This is a genomic window from Anaerovirgula multivorans, from assembly GCF_900188145.1.
GTDB lineage: Bacteria > Bacillota > Clostridia > Peptostreptococcales > Natronincolaceae > Anaerovirgula > Anaerovirgula multivorans.
In genome coordinates this window covers 15,423-30,079 of sequence record NZ_FZOJ01000024.1, presented here as the reverse complement: position 1 = coordinate 30,079, position 14,657 = coordinate 15,423, and the positions used below count along the sequence as shown (strand labels likewise).

Below are 14,657 nucleotides of genomic sequence, written 5' to 3'. Positions count from 1 at the left end.
AATACAAATGAAACATGGTAAAGGCAGTGTGGGTATTTTAAAATATAAGTAGTATAACAAATTAAATGGATAGCTATCATTTATTTACGATGGAGGTTTGAGATGTTAAATATTAAGGATTTAAAAGGAGTTATTCCTCCCATAGTTACACCAGTTGATGCAGAAGAAAATGTTGATGAACAAGGCCTTAAAAATGTTATAGATTATGTTCTTGAGGGAGGGGTTCACGGTGTTTTTGTACTTGGAAGCAATGGTGAATTTTATGCCTTCGACTTTGAAAATCAAAAAAAGGCTGTGGAGATAACTGTAAAGCACGTAAATGGAAGAGTGCCAGTATATGCAGGGGCCAGTGCTATTACAACAAAGGAATGCATCAAACTGGCTAAGATGGCAGAAGAAGTAGGCGCTGATGCATTAACAGTACTAACGCCAATGTTTATTCAGCCGAATGAAGAGGAAATGTATCATCATTTTGAAGCGATTGCTAAAGCTACCAATCTACCAGTACTTTTATATAATAATCCTGGTAAAACAACAAATAATATTTCGGTTGCATTATTAGAAAAGCTAGCTAAAATAGAAAATATTGTAGGAATCAAAAACACTTCCTTAGACTTTGCCCAGACCATCGAATATATACGGGTAACAAAAGATAACCCGAATTTTAAGGTGCTTAGTGGTTCAGATTATTTTATCTATGCAACATTGGCATATGGGGGAGTAGGCTGCGTGGCAGGGACGGCAAACGTAGCCCCAAGATTAGTAGCAGACATTTATGAGAAATATATGGCAGGAGACTATGTAGCAGCGATGGAGGCACAATATCGATTAGTTCCATTAAGAAACACCTATAACTATGGAAGTTTTCCAGTTGTAATGAAGGACTGCTTGAATTTAATCGGTGTAAATGTTGGCCATCCAGTTAAACCAATTGATCATTGTAGCGAAGAAAAACTTGAAGCACTTAAAAAAGTTCTTAGTGAGTTGGGTTTAATAAAATAGCTGTAGCATTTAAACAAGGTAGGTGCACACATATGAATATTGTTAGAGACGATGCTTTGATCATTATTGAAGAATCTATAAAAGCCGTATTGCCAGAAGCAGCCGTAATAAAAGCATTAGAAAAAAAGGAATTTGATGGAGATACAGTAGTTGTAGCTATAGGAAAGGCAGCATGGAATATGGCTAAGGCAACAAAAACCGCACTAGGAGATAAGGCTTTAAAGGGTGTTATCATTACAAAATATGAGCATTCAAAGGGACCTATAGAAGGCTTTGAAATTATAGAGGCGGGACATCCAATACCAGATAAAAATTCTATCAGAGGTGCAAATAAAGCTTTAGAGTTGGTTAGAAACTTAACTGAAAAGGATCATGTAATATTTTTAATATCTGGAGGCGGTTCAGCTATATTTGAAAAGCCGATGGATGGAGTAGACCTTGAAGATATTATGGATATTACCAATCAACTTTTAGGTTGCGGAGCAGATATTGTTGAAATCAACACAATAAGAAAACGTCTTTCTGCATTAAAGGGAGGCAAGTTTGCATCCCAATGTGGAAAAGCGAATATATATGCCATTGTTTTGTCTGATGTTATTGGAGACCGTTTAGACTCTATTGCTTCTGGCCCGGCATATCCAGATAGTTCTACTTCCCAAGAAGCTTTAAACATAGTAAACAAATACAAATTGCAGGTAGAAGATAATTTAATAGAAATATTAAATATAGAAACCCCAAAATCTGTTGATAATTGTGAAACGATTATTACAGGAAGTGTTAGTGCTTTATGTGAAGCAGCAGCAATCAGTGCAGAAAAATTGGGATATAAACCAGTGGTTTTATCATCCACATTAGATTGTGAGGCAAAAGAGGCCGGTAGATTTATGGCGGCAATAGCGAGAGAAATTAAGGAAGGCAACAAAAATAAAGCCTTCTTAGAACCTCCATGTGCAATCATTGCTGGAGGAGAAACTGTAGTTCGGATAATGGGAAATGGAAAAGGTGGCAGAAATCAGGAACTTGCATTAGCAGCCGCTACAGGTATTGAAGGACTAGAAGATGTTATTATATTTTCTGTAGGCTCAGATGGAACAGATGGACCAACAGATGCAGCTGGAGGAATTGTAGATGGGTCAACGGTAGAACGAATGAGATCTGTCAATATATTACCAGAAGTATATTTAGATAATAATGATTCCTATCATGCATTGAAGGCAAGTGGAGATCTGATAATGACAGGATCAACAGGAACAAATGTAAATGACATAGTAGTTTTGCTATGCAAATAATAAATTATATATAAAGGAGAGAATTAGAATGAAAATAGGATTTATAGGACTTGGAATAATGGGAAAACCAATGGCAAAAAACTTAGTTAAGGCGGGGTATCAGTTAGCGGTATTGGATTTAAATAAAGCATCAGTAGAAGAATTAAAAGCAATGGGGGCTGAGACAGCATCATCCAGCTCGGAATTAGCAAGCAGATGTGAAGTAATCATTACAATGCTTCCAAACTCACCACAAGTTAAAGAAGTTGTTTTAGGAGAAAATGGGGTGATAGAAGGAGCAAAACCAGGAACAGTTGTTATAGATATGAGCTCTATTGCACCTTTAGCTAGTCGTGAAATTTATGCAGCGTTAGCAGAAAAGGGAGTAGATTTATTAGATGCACCAGTAAGTGGAGGAGAACCAAAGGCTATAGATGGTACATTAGCAGTTATGGTAGGTGGTAAGAAAGAAGTCTTTGATAAATATTACGATATTATGAAAACCATGGCTGCTTCAGTAGTATATGTTGGAGAAAGCGGTGCTGGAAATGTTGCAAAGCTTTGCAATCAAGTAGTAGTGGCTCTTAACATCTCAGCAGTTTCAGAGGCTTTAATACTTGCTAAAAAAGCAGGGGTTGATCCAGATTTAGTATATCAAGCAATAAGAGGTGGCCTTGCAGGAAGCACCGTTATGGATGCAAAAGCACCTATGATGATGGATAGAAACTTTAATCCAGGGTTTAGAATTGATCTACACATCAAGGACTTAAACAATGTTCTAGAAACTTCCCATGGTGTAGGTGTTCCGCTGCCACTAACAGCTCAAGTGATGGAAATGATGCAAGCAATTAAATTAGATGGTTGTGGCGTAGAAGATCATTCAAGTCTTGTAAAGTATTATGAAAAATTAGCCAATATTGAAGTAACTAGATAATATAATTTCACTAATATAAGGTAAGGAGATTATGCAGATGGGAATTACACCTAAAATAGTTGAAATGCAAGTTATACCTGTAGCAGGCCGAGACAGTATGCTGTTAAATTTAAGTGGAGCACATGCACCATATTTTACAAGAAATATAGTAATTATGACAGATAGCAGTGGGAATAAAGGTGTTGGAGAAGTTCCGGGAGGAGAGAAAATCCGTCAAACCCTAGAAGACGCCAAAAAATATGTGATAGGGCAATCCATTGGAAATTATAAAAATGTCATGAATGTAGTTCGTAAAACCTTCAGTGATAGGGACGCTGAAGGTCGTGGTCTACAAACCTTCGATTTACGAACAACGATTCATGTAGTAACGGCTATTGAAGCTGCTCTATTAGACTTATTGGGTAAATACTTAGAGGTTCCAGTAGCTGCTTTATTGGGAGACGGACAGCAAAGAGATGCAGTAAAAGTGTTGGGATATTTATTCTACATTGGTAATCCAGATAAAACAGAACTTCCTTATTATAGGAATCCAAATGCTGAAAATGAATGGTACAAGATTCGTCATGAGGAAGCAATGACACCAGAAGCTATCGTAAAATTAGCAGAAGCATCTAAGGAATTGTACGGATTTAAGGACTTTAAGCTTAAGGGCGGTGTTTTGGCTGGTTCTGAAGAAATAAAGGCAATTAAAGCTTTGAAGAAAAGATTCCCTGAGGCAAGAATCACCCTGGACCCTAATGGTGGATGGTTGTTAAAGGATGCGATTGAATTATGTAAGGATATGCATGGAATTCTAACCTATTGTGAAGATCCATGTGGTGCTGAAGGCGGATTCTCAGGTCGTGAGGTGTTAGCTGAATTTAGAAAAGCTACGGGCCTGCCTACTGCAACAAATATGATAGCAACTGATTGGAGGCAAATGCAGCATTCAGTAGCATTACAATCGGTGGACATTCCATTAGCAGATCCACACTTCTGGACTATGTCAGGATCAGTTAGAGTAGGACAAATGTGTAATGAATTTGGGTTAACTTGGGGGTCTCACTCAAATAACCACTTTGACATATCATTAGCTATGTTTACCCATGTAGCAGCAGCTGTGCCAGGGGATATTACAGCGATTGATACCCATTGGATATGGCAAGAAGGAACAGACAGATTAACAAAGGAACCTATGTTAATTAGAGATGGACATATTCAAATACCAAACAAACCAGGTCTAGGTATTGAAATAGATATGGATCAGGTTAATAAAGCACATCAGTTATATCTAAAAGAAGGTCTAGGTGCCCGGGATGATGCAGTGGCAATGCAATACTTAATTCCAGGTTGGAAATTTGATAATAAAAGACCTTGCTTAGTTAGATAATTATTAATCGCCCTCTTAATATATAATATAAATATGATGAAAGCACAAGTCACCTGGATTTATACACTAGGTGACTTGTGTTCTTAATCTCCTTTTAAAAATTAGAAGTAGATTTATCCTGCAGTGTATTGTTAAGACTCTTGCTTCGATAAGTGGAAGATCAAGCACTGCCTCCTCGAAATAAATTCGGCTACAATTTGAGAGAGAGTAAAAACTCCCTTTAGAATTGTAGTCGAATTTTTATGACAACTAGTAAAGTTTATTTATGGGGCTTCTTTTTTATCTTGCAGGGCTAGGTCACCTCTAATGGGAAATATGCTTTAATATTGTTTATAGCTATTGACAAAATAGGTTTATCGGAGTAAACTCAAGTTAAAGGTTTATTTAGATAAACCCAATTGATATAGGAGATGATATAATGGATGAAATCAAGTTGTTTGATGCAGAAATGAAATTTATGAATATAATTTGGAATAATGCTCCTATTAACTCAACTTCACTGGCTAAACTAGCTAATGAGGAGCTTGGATGGAAGAAGTCCACAACCTATACTGTTCTACGAAAACTTGGGAAAAGAGGAGTACTTAAAAATGAAAATGCAACTGTTACTTATTTGGTAGAACGTGAAGAGGTACAACAAAGTGAAAGTGAGGAATTTATTGATAAAGTCTATGACGGTTCTTTGAAGCTATTCCTTACAAGTTTTTTAAACAAAGAAAAGCTAAGTGAATCACAGGCTTTAGAGCTTAAAAAGATTATTGATGAAAATACGAAAAAGGAGGAGTAGTTCATGCTTGAAAACTTTTTTATTAGTGTGCTAAATATGAGTATTACTGCATCAGTAGTAGCCATTATTATAATGATATTAAGACGTATATTTAAAAACAAACTTCCTAAAACATTTACTTATGGGCTTTGGGCAATTGTGCTTATTAGACTTCTTATACCTTTCTCTTTTTCATCGATGTTTAGCTTATTTAATGTGATGCTAACACCCAGTATAAACAATACAACCAATATCATCCAATACGTACCCTTGGACATAGGAATGATGCATACACCAGCTATTGATATTGGAGGTGGTGTGATTAATCAACAAATAAATAGCTTTCTACCTCCCGCTACCCCCTATAATTCAGCTAATCCTATGCAAATTATTATGTTTATACTATCAGCAATTTGGATAATGATAGGTTTGGGAATGTTTCTTTTTAGCAGCATTATCTACTTAATAACAGTCAATAGACTGAAAACGGCAACTCTTTATCATAACAATAATCTGATTGATAAGTGTAGTGAAAAAATTAACCTAAGAAAAGATGTTGGTGTATATATGTCGGATAGAATCAGTACTCCAGTTGTATGTGGCTTCATAAGGCCAAGAATTATTTTACCCTTATCAATAGCAAATAATAATTCTATAGAACTAGAGTATATCATTACCCATGAGCTTATTCACATCAAAAGATATGATTACATTATTAAACCATTTTCGCTTATCTTGCTGTATATCCATTGGTTTAATCCTCTCATGTGGCTAAGCTATATATTAGCCTATAAAGACATGGAGCTTTCCTGTGATGAGAGGGTGTTATCTGCGTCTAATAAAGATATTAGAAGTGAGTACGCCACGGCATTATTAAATTTTTCAGTAAAACAAAATAATCTTTTTAATGGTGGATTATTAGCTTTTGGAGAAAAAAATATTATAACAAGAGTTAAAGGAATCATAAGCTATAAGAAACCCACCTTTTGGATTAGTATGATTGCTGTCATTTTAATAGCTGCAGTTAGCTTTGTAACAATAGCGAATCCAAAACAAGACCTCAGTTTCCTAAATAAAGATAATGCATTATCTTTACTTGCACAACAAAATTCAATCATAGCTAAAATAGAGGGAAAAGAACATGCAATACCGTCCCACGCTAGTTTCATAAAGTTTTTTGAAAGTAATAAATGGAAGGAGAAAAAGCTGAAATCACCATTGGAACTTGTCTCTGAAATGGAGTTTGAGGTGAATGAAAAACTGACAATTAAGTTTTATTCCAGTGAGCCATTGGCAATGATCCTTTATGATGAAGATTTTAGATATTACACTATTCCAAGGGGAGTTTATACTAACCTTCACGATTATGCTTTAAGTTATCCTGTTGGGAATGGAGATATAGGAAAAAGAGTTGAAGAGTATTTGACTATCATTATGTCATTTCCTAACACTGTATCAAATTCACAAGAGAATGTTAATGCAGAACAACAAACTACTGTTATACCACTACCTGCTTCCTCAAACCCCCAGGATTATATTGACGCTCATCAGCAAGAATATCAAATGATACTTGAGATGGGGGAAGAAGCACTTCACTATATGTTAGCACAGTTTCAAGTAGGGGAAGCAAGGGGACTTAAATCCCACATTATGATGGCACTTTGTATTGATATTTTAGGAGATAGAAATAATGTAGCAGTTGGAACATACAATTCTCCAGAGGAGTGGTATGAAAAGCTAAATCCTTATACAGCTGGTATAATGAGAACAGCAGAATAAATTATTTAAGCAATTCCCCTTGTGTATCCAGATAAAAAGTTAAGCAGTGTAAAAGTAAAATCAATATCAAAGAGAATGAAGGAATTGAAATTTGCAGCAGGAGCAGACAGAGAAGCCATGGCTTCAATTGAAAAATTAGAAATTCCATTTTCAGAGTTTGCTGAACTTTCTTTAAATGTCATGAAAGAAATATCAGGAGTTTTAGGACTATAAAAATCTTCCTTAATCATAAGATATCAGCTATATAATAAACGGAAATTAAGATAAATAAAGTTTACAGCTCCTTTTAAATAGGTATATATTAAAAAAGGAGGGAGATATTATGACTGGTAGAACAAGGGTCTCATCAGTAGCTAGTAGTAGAATACATAACAGCTATGTAGATAGGGTTAAGACGGTTAGTAGAGCTGCAACAATTGAAGAGGTTGAGGCAATAGATAAGGTGAAAAACCAAACTTCTTATGGTTCTGCCAATTATTTGATTGCTTCCGACTATTTTTATGAAAATTTGAAAGCATTAAAGAAAGAATACAAACGTTTTTATCATGATCATAGAAAACTAGAGGAAGCCATTAAAAATCTAGAAGGTAATGATGAAAAGCTAGTGGAGCATATGCAAGAACTTATTGAAAAATATAATGATGCTATAGGATCATTAAGGGGCCTAGATAAAATACTGAATACGAATCATAGAAAAGAAGTAGAGGATATAGTAGATATATTTAGAAAATTGTTAAATAATATAGGTATTACTGTCAACGAAGAATATGTGATATCTATGGAAAAAGAAAAATTCATAGAAAAGATAGAACTTTCCAGAGATCCTGTTACATTTCTATTTGAACCTATGAAGGGTATGATTATCCAATTGTACAAGGCTTTTAAAAATATTAGACTCCCTATAAAGGAAGGAATAGCAAAGGAATACACAAATATAGCACTGCCGGATGTTTCAGGTCTTTTGTTGGATAAACAATCGTAATGATTAAATAAACCAGAGGAGAAAAGCTTTATACAAGATTTTCTCCTCTGGTTTTTATGGTTAAAAACTGGACTATATGTTTTTACTTTTCAGATAAATGCTCAAAGGTATACCAATCTGATTGTAAAAAGGAATGTTTTTCCATATATTTTTCTATATAAAATCTATTTCTACTCGAATTAGCTTTCCTAATATTTTGATTCCCTTCAAGTCTTTAATAATCGCTTTACCATCTTGGGTTCCTTCAATCAATTGAATCTTATTGCCTTCTATTTTTTTTACCTTTCTTAAATATTTCTTATTATCATATTCCACCAGCTGAAAAGTACCATTAATAGGTTCGTGGTTCAAATAGATAAGGCAGCGATCTCCCTTTTTCATTCTATATTGATAGAGGCTGTCATCCGATAGATGGATATAAACCAACTTATCTGGATTAAAGCCCTCCACCTTTTTGTCAATAATCGGAAAGCTTTTATAACCCTTGATATTGTTCATTTCCATATCATAGATAGGGACCTGTTTGATGATATTGGACAATGCTTCTTCCCATTGAGCTAAGGGTTCTACCTCCCTTCTCTTGACAGAGGATGTTTCCATAAACTTTTGTGGCTTTTCTTCAAATGATTCCTGTACTTTTTTTTCTTCAGCAGATGCTTCTAGAATCATCGTTTCTTCTAAGTTTACACCTAATACCTTAGAAATTTGAGCCAAAAGCTTTTCGTTTAATATTTTTCTACCACTTTCAATATCCATAATAAAGGATTCTGCTACACCACATTTTTTCCCAAGCTGCTTTGGAGTCATTCCTTTCTTTGTTCTCTCTTCTTTAATTCTTTGTCCTACTCGACTCATATTTTGAGTTCATCCCCTTTGCAAAGATTTTCTACTATGTTATAGAAGTAGTTGGTAATCTACGGCTATATATATGCTTGTAAAGTAGAATCTATTTTTCTGCGTAGGGTGGACGACTCTGTCCACCTCTTTAGCTATCTAAAATTGTCAATTTTCTTTGAATCCCTCACATCGATAGATTTTCATCCCCATAGCAGAAAATTTATCTTCGTACTCTGTAGTAACAGGGTCCTTTGTTTCACCATGATGTAGGTCAAAGGTAATGTTGTTTAGACGGAGGCCTGCGTAAGAAAACTCATTTAAAGAAAACTCAAAGAGCTTTTCGTTGTCTGTTTTAAAATGGATCTCTCCATTTTCCGTCAAAATGTATTTATATTTCTCTAAAAAGCTTCTATGGGTAAGTCTGCGTTTTTCCCACCGTTTCTTAGGCCAAGGATCACAAAAATTAATATAGATTCTACTTAATTCACCTTGATTAAAAATATCATTGATTTTATTTACATCATACCAAAGAAATTTGATGTTTTTCAATTTTTTTGTTTCTGCTTTCTCAACAGCTTTTAGCAGTATTTCTTCTTTAATCTCAATGCCTATGTAATGAATATCTGGATTTAACTCCGCTAGCGTGGTAATAAATTGTCCTCTGCCTATCCCCAGTTCTACATGAATTGGTTTTTTTTCATCAAAGCAATTATTCCAATGACCTTTATATTTTTCTGGTTCTTCACATAAATAAAGTTGATGACTCAGTAATTTTTCCTTTGATCCAGGTTTTTTTCTTCTTCTCATTTTTTCTGTTAAACTCCCTTATATATATTTGATATTCTTTATATCCAATAGGACATTATGAACATTGTGTAATGATAGATAGTTATAATTTGCGTTATTAGGTTTAAAAAAAGTTAATCAATTAAATTTTTAGATTAAGACATTTTTATTATACCATGGTTGCAGCCAATCATATACCGGTTTGCACATCTTTAGAAAAGATAATTGTAAAATAATTTTACACTTTTATAGTTTTAAGAATATAATTAAGGTAAATGAACACTAGTGCTAATTAATATAAGAATTAGTTATTTTAGTCAAATGTTGCCACCAAAGTATGGTTGAGTAAGATTTTCTTCATCTAACTTCAGTTAGCAATATGGCTCTAACAATACGGCCTGTCCATCCGTCTGCAATGCAGATAAATGAAATTGGAGACATTAAATAGGATAATTAGGAGGTGTTGGAAAATGGAGAGAGACAATAGGGGTTCATATCATTGCATTTGCAATATCTGTATAAATTTGAAGAACAAGGGAGGATAAAAATGCTTTTTAGTTATATGTTAGTAGGAGCTATTTTTATTTTAATTGGGCTCATTCTGTTAACCAGAAAAAAATTCATGGTGAGCAAAATGTATGATGCATCATTGATCACCCTCATATGGATTAGTGGTATAAGATTTAGAGCGATAGATTCTATGTCTTATTATCACTATATTATCAGTATAGGTATGATAATATTCTTCTGGGTCACATTTAGAGGTAAATATACTTTATATAATGTGAATAAAGAAATGGTGTCAGCTGCTTTAACTAGTATTCTTAAAGAAAAAAATATAGCCTATAAAAAAATAGACGACTCTTTCGTCCTAGAGGATAATGATAACAAATCTATATCCTATAACCAATCCTTAAATACAGTAGAAATCGATCTGAAGCATATAAAAAATTTACCCTTTTATGAGGAGATAAAACAAGGATTAATAAATAAAATCAAGGAAATTGATAAGCGCCTATTCCCTTTTATAGGAATTGGCCATGTGTTATTCGGAATAGTCGTTATCGTTGTAGTGCAAAATTTTTTAAAATAGGTTGTAGTAAAAATTAATCATCGTTTTTGATGGGGTGTAAAGGGGAGAGTAGAATTATGTTAGATAATTTTTTTATCAGGAAATGTGATGCAAAGGATGAAAAAGCATTTATTGAGCTTAATATAGCTTTTATGCAAGAGGTAATGGCTGAGAATCCTTACTGGACATCTTTGAAAATGCCAACTGAAGAGGAAATGAAGGGTATTTTTAGAGAAGCATTGAGCATGTCTGAACATATACAGATTTTTGTTGGCGAAGTTGATAGTAAAGTAGTGGGATATGCAAATACATGGACGGTTTATAGTATATGGTCTGGGGGTAAAACCTTGACGATTGATGATTTATATATAACTTCATCTTATAGAAGAAGTGGCTATGGAGAAAAAATGATGGAGTACTTAATTGGCTTTGCTGAAAAAAAGGGATATAGAAGGGTGCAATTACATGCAGAATTAAACAATGAGAGGGCACACAATTTATATAGAAAGTTAGGATTCAATGAAGAAGAAATAATGTTTTTTATGAAGCAGATAGATTGCATGGAGTAACTCAATGAAATTAACTGAGGTGAAATTATATGAATAGTAAGTATATTGCAGTGTTTGCAGCTTTTACAAGCGCTTGCCTTTATATTTTGCTGTCATTAAGAAAAATAGAAATAGATAGTTGATAACATCTTTTTAGATTGACTTATAAAATACTGTTGAGGATAACATTAGTATTTCCTATTTTGTCATATTAAATGTTATCATAAATTCATCCTTCCAAGGAGGGAGGTGAATGTAATTGGCTCCGAAAACAAAAGAAAAAGCAGAGTACATAGCAAGAGTAAAGGGTGATCACCATCGATTTAAACATACTAGTAACAAAGGAACCGTAACAGTTCCACACCCAAAGAAAAATATACCAGTTAAAACTGTAAAAAGCATATTCAAACAAGCAGGAATTCAAATTAAATAAATTCCTGTGCCTCCCTAAATGTATAGATGGTTAATTGGAAAGGAGAATAATTTTATGAAAAAAGATCGTTATATTTACCCAGCTATTTTTACATATGATAATGATGGAATTTCTGTAGAGTTCCCAGATATTCCAAGATGCTTTAAAACAATATTTAGGCATTGAAGAACAAAAGTAATTACAGGTAAAATATAAAAATTTTATATGCTTGACTAGAAAGGCATTGAAAGGAGTTTCTCATGAAAAAAGGAGTTGTTTTAATTTGTATTTGTATCTGTGTCAGTATGATTTTAGCCTCTTGCTCCACCATTTTCACGCAATTAGACAGCAATACTATGATTGAAAAAGAAGCGGATATTGAGAAGTATAATTCTTATATTGAATTTCTAAATTTTCAAAATGGGTGGTTTGACGCCGTCGTGGAAACATATTTCAGTACATTTGGTATAGAAGAGGAGTTAACTATAAAAGCCGATTTTAAAGGTTTTACACTTGATCCTGTTGAGGGTCAGACTATTTATGGAATTCATCATGGCTTTCATACAGAAAAACCTCTCCAATATTTAAAGGCTAAACCCGATTATGGAGAAGCTGACGATATAATGCCGATTTTGTGTGACAAATTCGAGGCATTTTTGACGTTTTATTTTAGAGATGTAAATGAATACTATAAAAACAAAGAATATGAAAAGGACAATTTTGAAAAAGGACGACAGTTTCATAAAAAAATGATTACAGATTATAGTGAACTGATAGACGTTGCAAATAATTTTCTAATGGCATTTTCTTCTAAGATGTTAGAAAATGAAGCAGCAGAATTGCCTTATCTGAAAGCTAATGGGTACGACATTCACTACTATGCACTTAGTTTGTTGCTGAATGCAAAGAAAATAAGCAATATGTTTGAAAACCTGGAAAGAGAAGGAAAAACCTTCCTGGAGGCTGATTTAGTCCAATATAAGGAATTGTTTGATGCCTTTAATGATGATGTCGAAGCCTTCAAGTTAATTTATAAAGATGAAGCACGATTGAAGCAAGAGGATTATGGACAAATAAACATAGCATTCCTTAATCAATTTGCCACTACTGCTGAAATGATGCAAACATCGGCAACGGATGCACTGAATATGATTAAAGCAGGGACAACCGAGATTGATAATGAGCTTACGGGGAAAGTAACTACTGGTGGAGTAAACAATCCAATTAGTCGTTTCAATGCTCGTTCAGATATGCTTATTAGTCAATATAATCAGAGCATTGATTAAATCCTCATAGAAACAAAGCAGGTATTTCAGTGGGTGATAATCTTTAAGAGCAATTGATCCCCTACTGGAGATATCTAAAAATATAAAAATGGTGGTGGATGACTAAAAGTTCATTCGCCTATTTATTATTAATCATGTCGCATAAAATGTCCAATCGCTTTTGGCAAAAAATAAATTGATATTTACTTTCAGAAGAGAAGGCTAATTGAGGGGGCGGCGTCCTGCCGCCCTCTGAATAATGGGGCGCTCTAAATCTTATAATAATGTTTGCCCATAAAGCCGCGGAGGGAAAAGTCTCTGGAGCGTGTGCGGCACACCCTTTTACCGGGCGCAAGAACTGCCAAGAAGAAAGGCTTTGCGGGTCCAGCTCAGGGGCCGTCGGGCAAACGGTGCCGTTAGGCAAATTTGAATTAAAGGGGTGTAGAATAATGATTTGGATTGAAATGTCAAAGGATGAAAACCATGGGGCGGTGAATGGGGGTTTGCAGATATTTTTTATAGAGTTAATCTAAAAGAGTATGAGCCGTTTGAACATCCTATAGAATCAGATAAATTTTTTGATAAAAAGGATAGTGAACTAGGAATTTTTTTGGTAAGATGATATGAAGAGCCTTATGCGTTAATTCCACCTGTATGGATCTGTAAGGAGTGTGGACTCAATCCTAGGACTCAGGGTTTAGGAAAGGTCTATGCTTACTCGACCAAATGCGAGGACTTATATACAATACGACGGATTGCTAGGGAAAGGCTTTGTGAGAAATTTTTAATTGATTGGAGTGGAATCTTTGTATTATTGGAATAAAGATAATTTTCAAGGATTAAAAGATATTGGAGAAAAATATAGTAATATAAGTGGGTATGAATCCTTCGCAAAATATTGTCTTTTAAAAGAGAAGGGAATAAAAAAGCAAGCTTTAAAAGCTATTGAAGAATTTATATTATTAACAAAAAACAAAAGTATAGATGAACAGAGGGAAATTGCTAGGGAACTTGTTTCTCTTAGTTATTATAATACAGATATACACCAACTTTTAGCTCATCCACTTCATCAGTTTCTAATAAAAGTACTAAAGGATTGGGCTGAAACTAAAGTTACTGACGTAGTTCCTTATCGGTGGCTTGGTTATATGTGCAGAGATTTGATTAGTTATGAAAAAGCACTTGAAATTAATCCAACAGATGAGATTTCAATTGTTGAGTTAGCGAAAGCTGAATTAAATTATATTGATTTTCAAACACATCATTTATGTGAAACTAGGTTTATAGGTGAGATCGATGATGCTAGAAATTGTTTAGAAAGAGTGTCTAAACTTATTGATAAACTTAAACCAGGACAATTAAAAGATAATATGTTTGAAGGGTATAATTATTATAAAAAGCTTATTGATTCATGGAAAGAATACAAAAAGAAACAACGTGAATTATCATTTCCGGAATGGTGTGAATCAAAGGAAAAAACTTTTAAATTTTGGGGAATTGTTTACTATAATAAGTAATGAAATGCCTATATAACACTACTTATCAAAATGAAGATGCACTGATGAAGTTCTGGAAGAAAATAAATAAGAAAGCTTCAGCTGGTGTTGATAAGATAACAGCTAAGGCGTTCCAAGTAA

The 14,657-nt window shown here is 34.0% G+C and carries 16 protein-coding genes; 14 read left to right on the top strand and 2 right to left on the bottom strand.

From position 1 onward, the window contains the following. Positions 1–102 precede the first annotated feature (102 nt). The 8 genes from dapA (at position 103) to CHB72_RS18505 (ending at position 8,100) form a co-directional block, all read left to right on the top strand. Positions 103–1,002 (top strand): 4-hydroxy-tetrahydrodipicolinate synthase, encoded by a 900-nt coding sequence (gene dapA, locus CHB72_RS18540; RefSeq protein ID WP_176431470.1) that lies wholly within the window; start codon positions 103–105, stop codon positions 1,000–1,002. A 32-nt stretch (positions 1,003–1,034) separates the two neighbouring features. Next, entirely contained in the window at positions 1,035–2,291 is a 1,257-nt protein-coding gene (locus CHB72_RS18535; RefSeq protein ID WP_089284371.1) for a glycerate kinase type-2 family protein, read from the top strand. 10 nt (positions 2,292–2,301) lie between these two features. Then, positions 2,302–3,204, top strand: a complete 903-nt coding sequence (gene garR, locus CHB72_RS18530) for a 2-hydroxy-3-oxopropionate reductase (RefSeq protein ID WP_278277873.1) — start codon at positions 2,302–2,304, stop codon at positions 3,202–3,204. A gap of 37 nt (positions 3,205–3,241) precedes the next feature. Beyond that, positions 3,242–4,573 carry a glucarate dehydratase gene (gene gudD, locus CHB72_RS18525; RefSeq protein ID WP_089284369.1) on the top strand — a complete coding sequence of 444 codons (1,332 nt, stop codon included), beginning with the start codon at positions 3,242–3,244 and terminating at the stop codon, positions 4,571–4,573. Between the two features lie 418 nt (positions 4,574–4,991). Beyond that, positions 4,992–5,360 carry a BlaI/MecI/CopY family transcriptional regulator gene (locus tag CHB72_RS18520; protein WP_089284368.1) on the top strand — a complete coding sequence of 123 codons (369 nt, stop codon included), beginning with the start codon at positions 4,992–4,994 and terminating at the stop codon, positions 5,358–5,360. A gap of 3 nt (positions 5,361–5,363) precedes the next feature. After that, positions 5,364–7,118 (top strand): M56 family metallopeptidase, encoded by a 1,755-nt coding sequence (locus tag CHB72_RS18515; RefSeq protein ID WP_089284367.1) that lies wholly within the window; start codon positions 5,364–5,366, stop codon positions 7,116–7,118. 21 nt (positions 7,119–7,139) lie between these two features. Then, positions 7,140–7,331: a hypothetical protein gene (locus CHB72_RS18510; RefSeq protein ID WP_242975189.1), complete on the top strand. Its 192-nt coding sequence runs from the start codon at positions 7,140–7,142 to the stop codon at positions 7,329–7,331. A gap of 109 nt (positions 7,332–7,440) precedes the next feature. After that, positions 7,441–8,100 carry a hypothetical protein gene (locus CHB72_RS18505; protein WP_089284366.1) on the top strand — a complete coding sequence of 220 codons (660 nt, stop codon included), beginning with the start codon at positions 7,441–7,443 and terminating at the stop codon, positions 8,098–8,100. Between the two features lie 153 nt (positions 8,101–8,253). Here CHB72_RS18505 and CHB72_RS18500 read toward each other — a convergent pair whose 3' ends face one another. Then, positions 8,254–8,955, bottom strand: a complete 702-nt coding sequence (locus CHB72_RS18500) for a helix-turn-helix domain-containing protein (RefSeq protein ID WP_089284365.1) — start codon at positions 8,953–8,955, stop codon at positions 8,254–8,256. A 147-nt stretch (positions 8,956–9,102) separates the two neighbouring features. Then, positions 9,103–9,744, bottom strand: a complete 642-nt coding sequence (gene trmB, locus CHB72_RS18495; protein ID WP_089284364.1) for a tRNA (guanosine(46)-N7)-methyltransferase TrmB — start codon at positions 9,742–9,744, stop codon at positions 9,103–9,105. 526 nt (positions 9,745–10,270) lie between these two features. Between trmB and CHB72_RS18490 the strand changes: the two genes are divergently transcribed. From CHB72_RS18490 to CHB72_RS18460, 6 genes are all read left to right on the top strand, one after another. Continuing rightward, positions 10,271–10,816 (top strand): hypothetical protein, encoded by a 546-nt coding sequence (locus CHB72_RS18490; RefSeq protein WP_089284363.1) that lies wholly within the window; start codon positions 10,271–10,273, stop codon positions 10,814–10,816. A gap of 56 nt (positions 10,817–10,872) precedes the next feature. Further along, complete coding sequence (locus CHB72_RS18485) at positions 10,873–11,364, top strand: GNAT family N-acetyltransferase (protein ID WP_176431468.1); 492 nt, start codon at positions 10,873–10,875, stop codon at positions 11,362–11,364. A 238-nt stretch (positions 11,365–11,602) separates the two neighbouring features. Beyond that, on the top strand, positions 11,603–11,776 hold the full coding sequence (locus CHB72_RS18480) for a type II toxin-antitoxin system HicA family toxin (protein ID WP_089284361.1): 174 nt from the start codon (positions 11,603–11,605) through the stop codon (positions 11,774–11,776). A gap of 54 nt (positions 11,777–11,830) precedes the next feature. Continuing rightward, positions 11,831–11,941, top strand: a complete 111-nt coding sequence (locus CHB72_RS28330; protein WP_408606581.1) for a type II toxin-antitoxin system HicB family antitoxin — start codon at positions 11,831–11,833, stop codon at positions 11,939–11,941. A gap of 74 nt (positions 11,942–12,015) precedes the next feature. After that, positions 12,016–13,041: a DUF3829 domain-containing protein gene (locus tag CHB72_RS18470; RefSeq protein WP_089284360.1), complete on the top strand. Its 1,026-nt coding sequence runs from the start codon at positions 12,016–12,018 to the stop codon at positions 13,039–13,041. 785 nt (positions 13,042–13,826) lie between these two features. Next, positions 13,827–14,537: a hypothetical protein gene (locus CHB72_RS18460; protein ID WP_089284358.1), complete on the top strand. Its 711-nt coding sequence runs from the start codon at positions 13,827–13,829 to the stop codon at positions 14,535–14,537. The last annotated feature ends 120 nt before the right edge of the window (positions 14,538–14,657 follow it).

What these genes read in the sequence shown, in the direction of transcription:
- trmB (WP_089284364.1), bottom strand. Translation starts at nt 9,744, where the DNA reads ATGAGAAGAAGAAAAAAACCTGGATCAAAGGAAAAATTACTGAGTCAT.
- CHB72_RS18535 (WP_089284371.1), top strand. Translation starts at nt 1,035, where the DNA reads ATGAATATTGTTAGAGACGATGCTTTGATCATTATTGAAGAATCTATA.
- CHB72_RS18485 (WP_176431468.1), top strand. Translation starts at nt 10,873, where the DNA reads ATGTTAGATAATTTTTTTATCAGGAAATGTGATGCAAAGGATGAAAAA.
- CHB72_RS18520 (WP_089284368.1), top strand. Translation starts at nt 4,992, where the DNA reads ATGGATGAAATCAAGTTGTTTGATGCAGAAATGAAATTTATGAATATA.
- CHB72_RS18470 (WP_089284360.1), top strand. Translation starts at nt 12,016, where the DNA reads ATGAAAAAAGGAGTTGTTTTAATTTGTATTTGTATCTGTGTCAGTATG.
- CHB72_RS18490 (WP_089284363.1), top strand. Translation starts at nt 10,271, where the DNA reads ATGCTTTTTAGTTATATGTTAGTAGGAGCTATTTTTATTTTAATTGGG.
- CHB72_RS18505 (WP_089284366.1), top strand. Translation starts at nt 7,441, where the DNA reads ATGACTGGTAGAACAAGGGTCTCATCAGTAGCTAGTAGTAGAATACAT.
- CHB72_RS28330 (WP_408606581.1), top strand. Translation starts at nt 11,831, where the DNA reads ATGAAAAAAGATCGTTATATTTACCCAGCTATTTTTACATATGATAAT.
- gudD (WP_089284369.1), top strand. Translation starts at nt 3,242, where the DNA reads ATGGGAATTACACCTAAAATAGTTGAAATGCAAGTTATACCTGTAGCA.
- CHB72_RS18500 (WP_089284365.1), bottom strand. Translation starts at nt 8,955, where the DNA reads ATGAGTCGAGTAGGACAAAGAATTAAAGAAGAGAGAACAAAGAAAGGA.
- CHB72_RS18515 (WP_089284367.1), top strand. Translation starts at nt 5,364, where the DNA reads ATGCTTGAAAACTTTTTTATTAGTGTGCTAAATATGAGTATTACTGCA.
- dapA (WP_176431470.1), top strand. Translation starts at nt 103, where the DNA reads ATGTTAAATATTAAGGATTTAAAAGGAGTTATTCCTCCCATAGTTACA.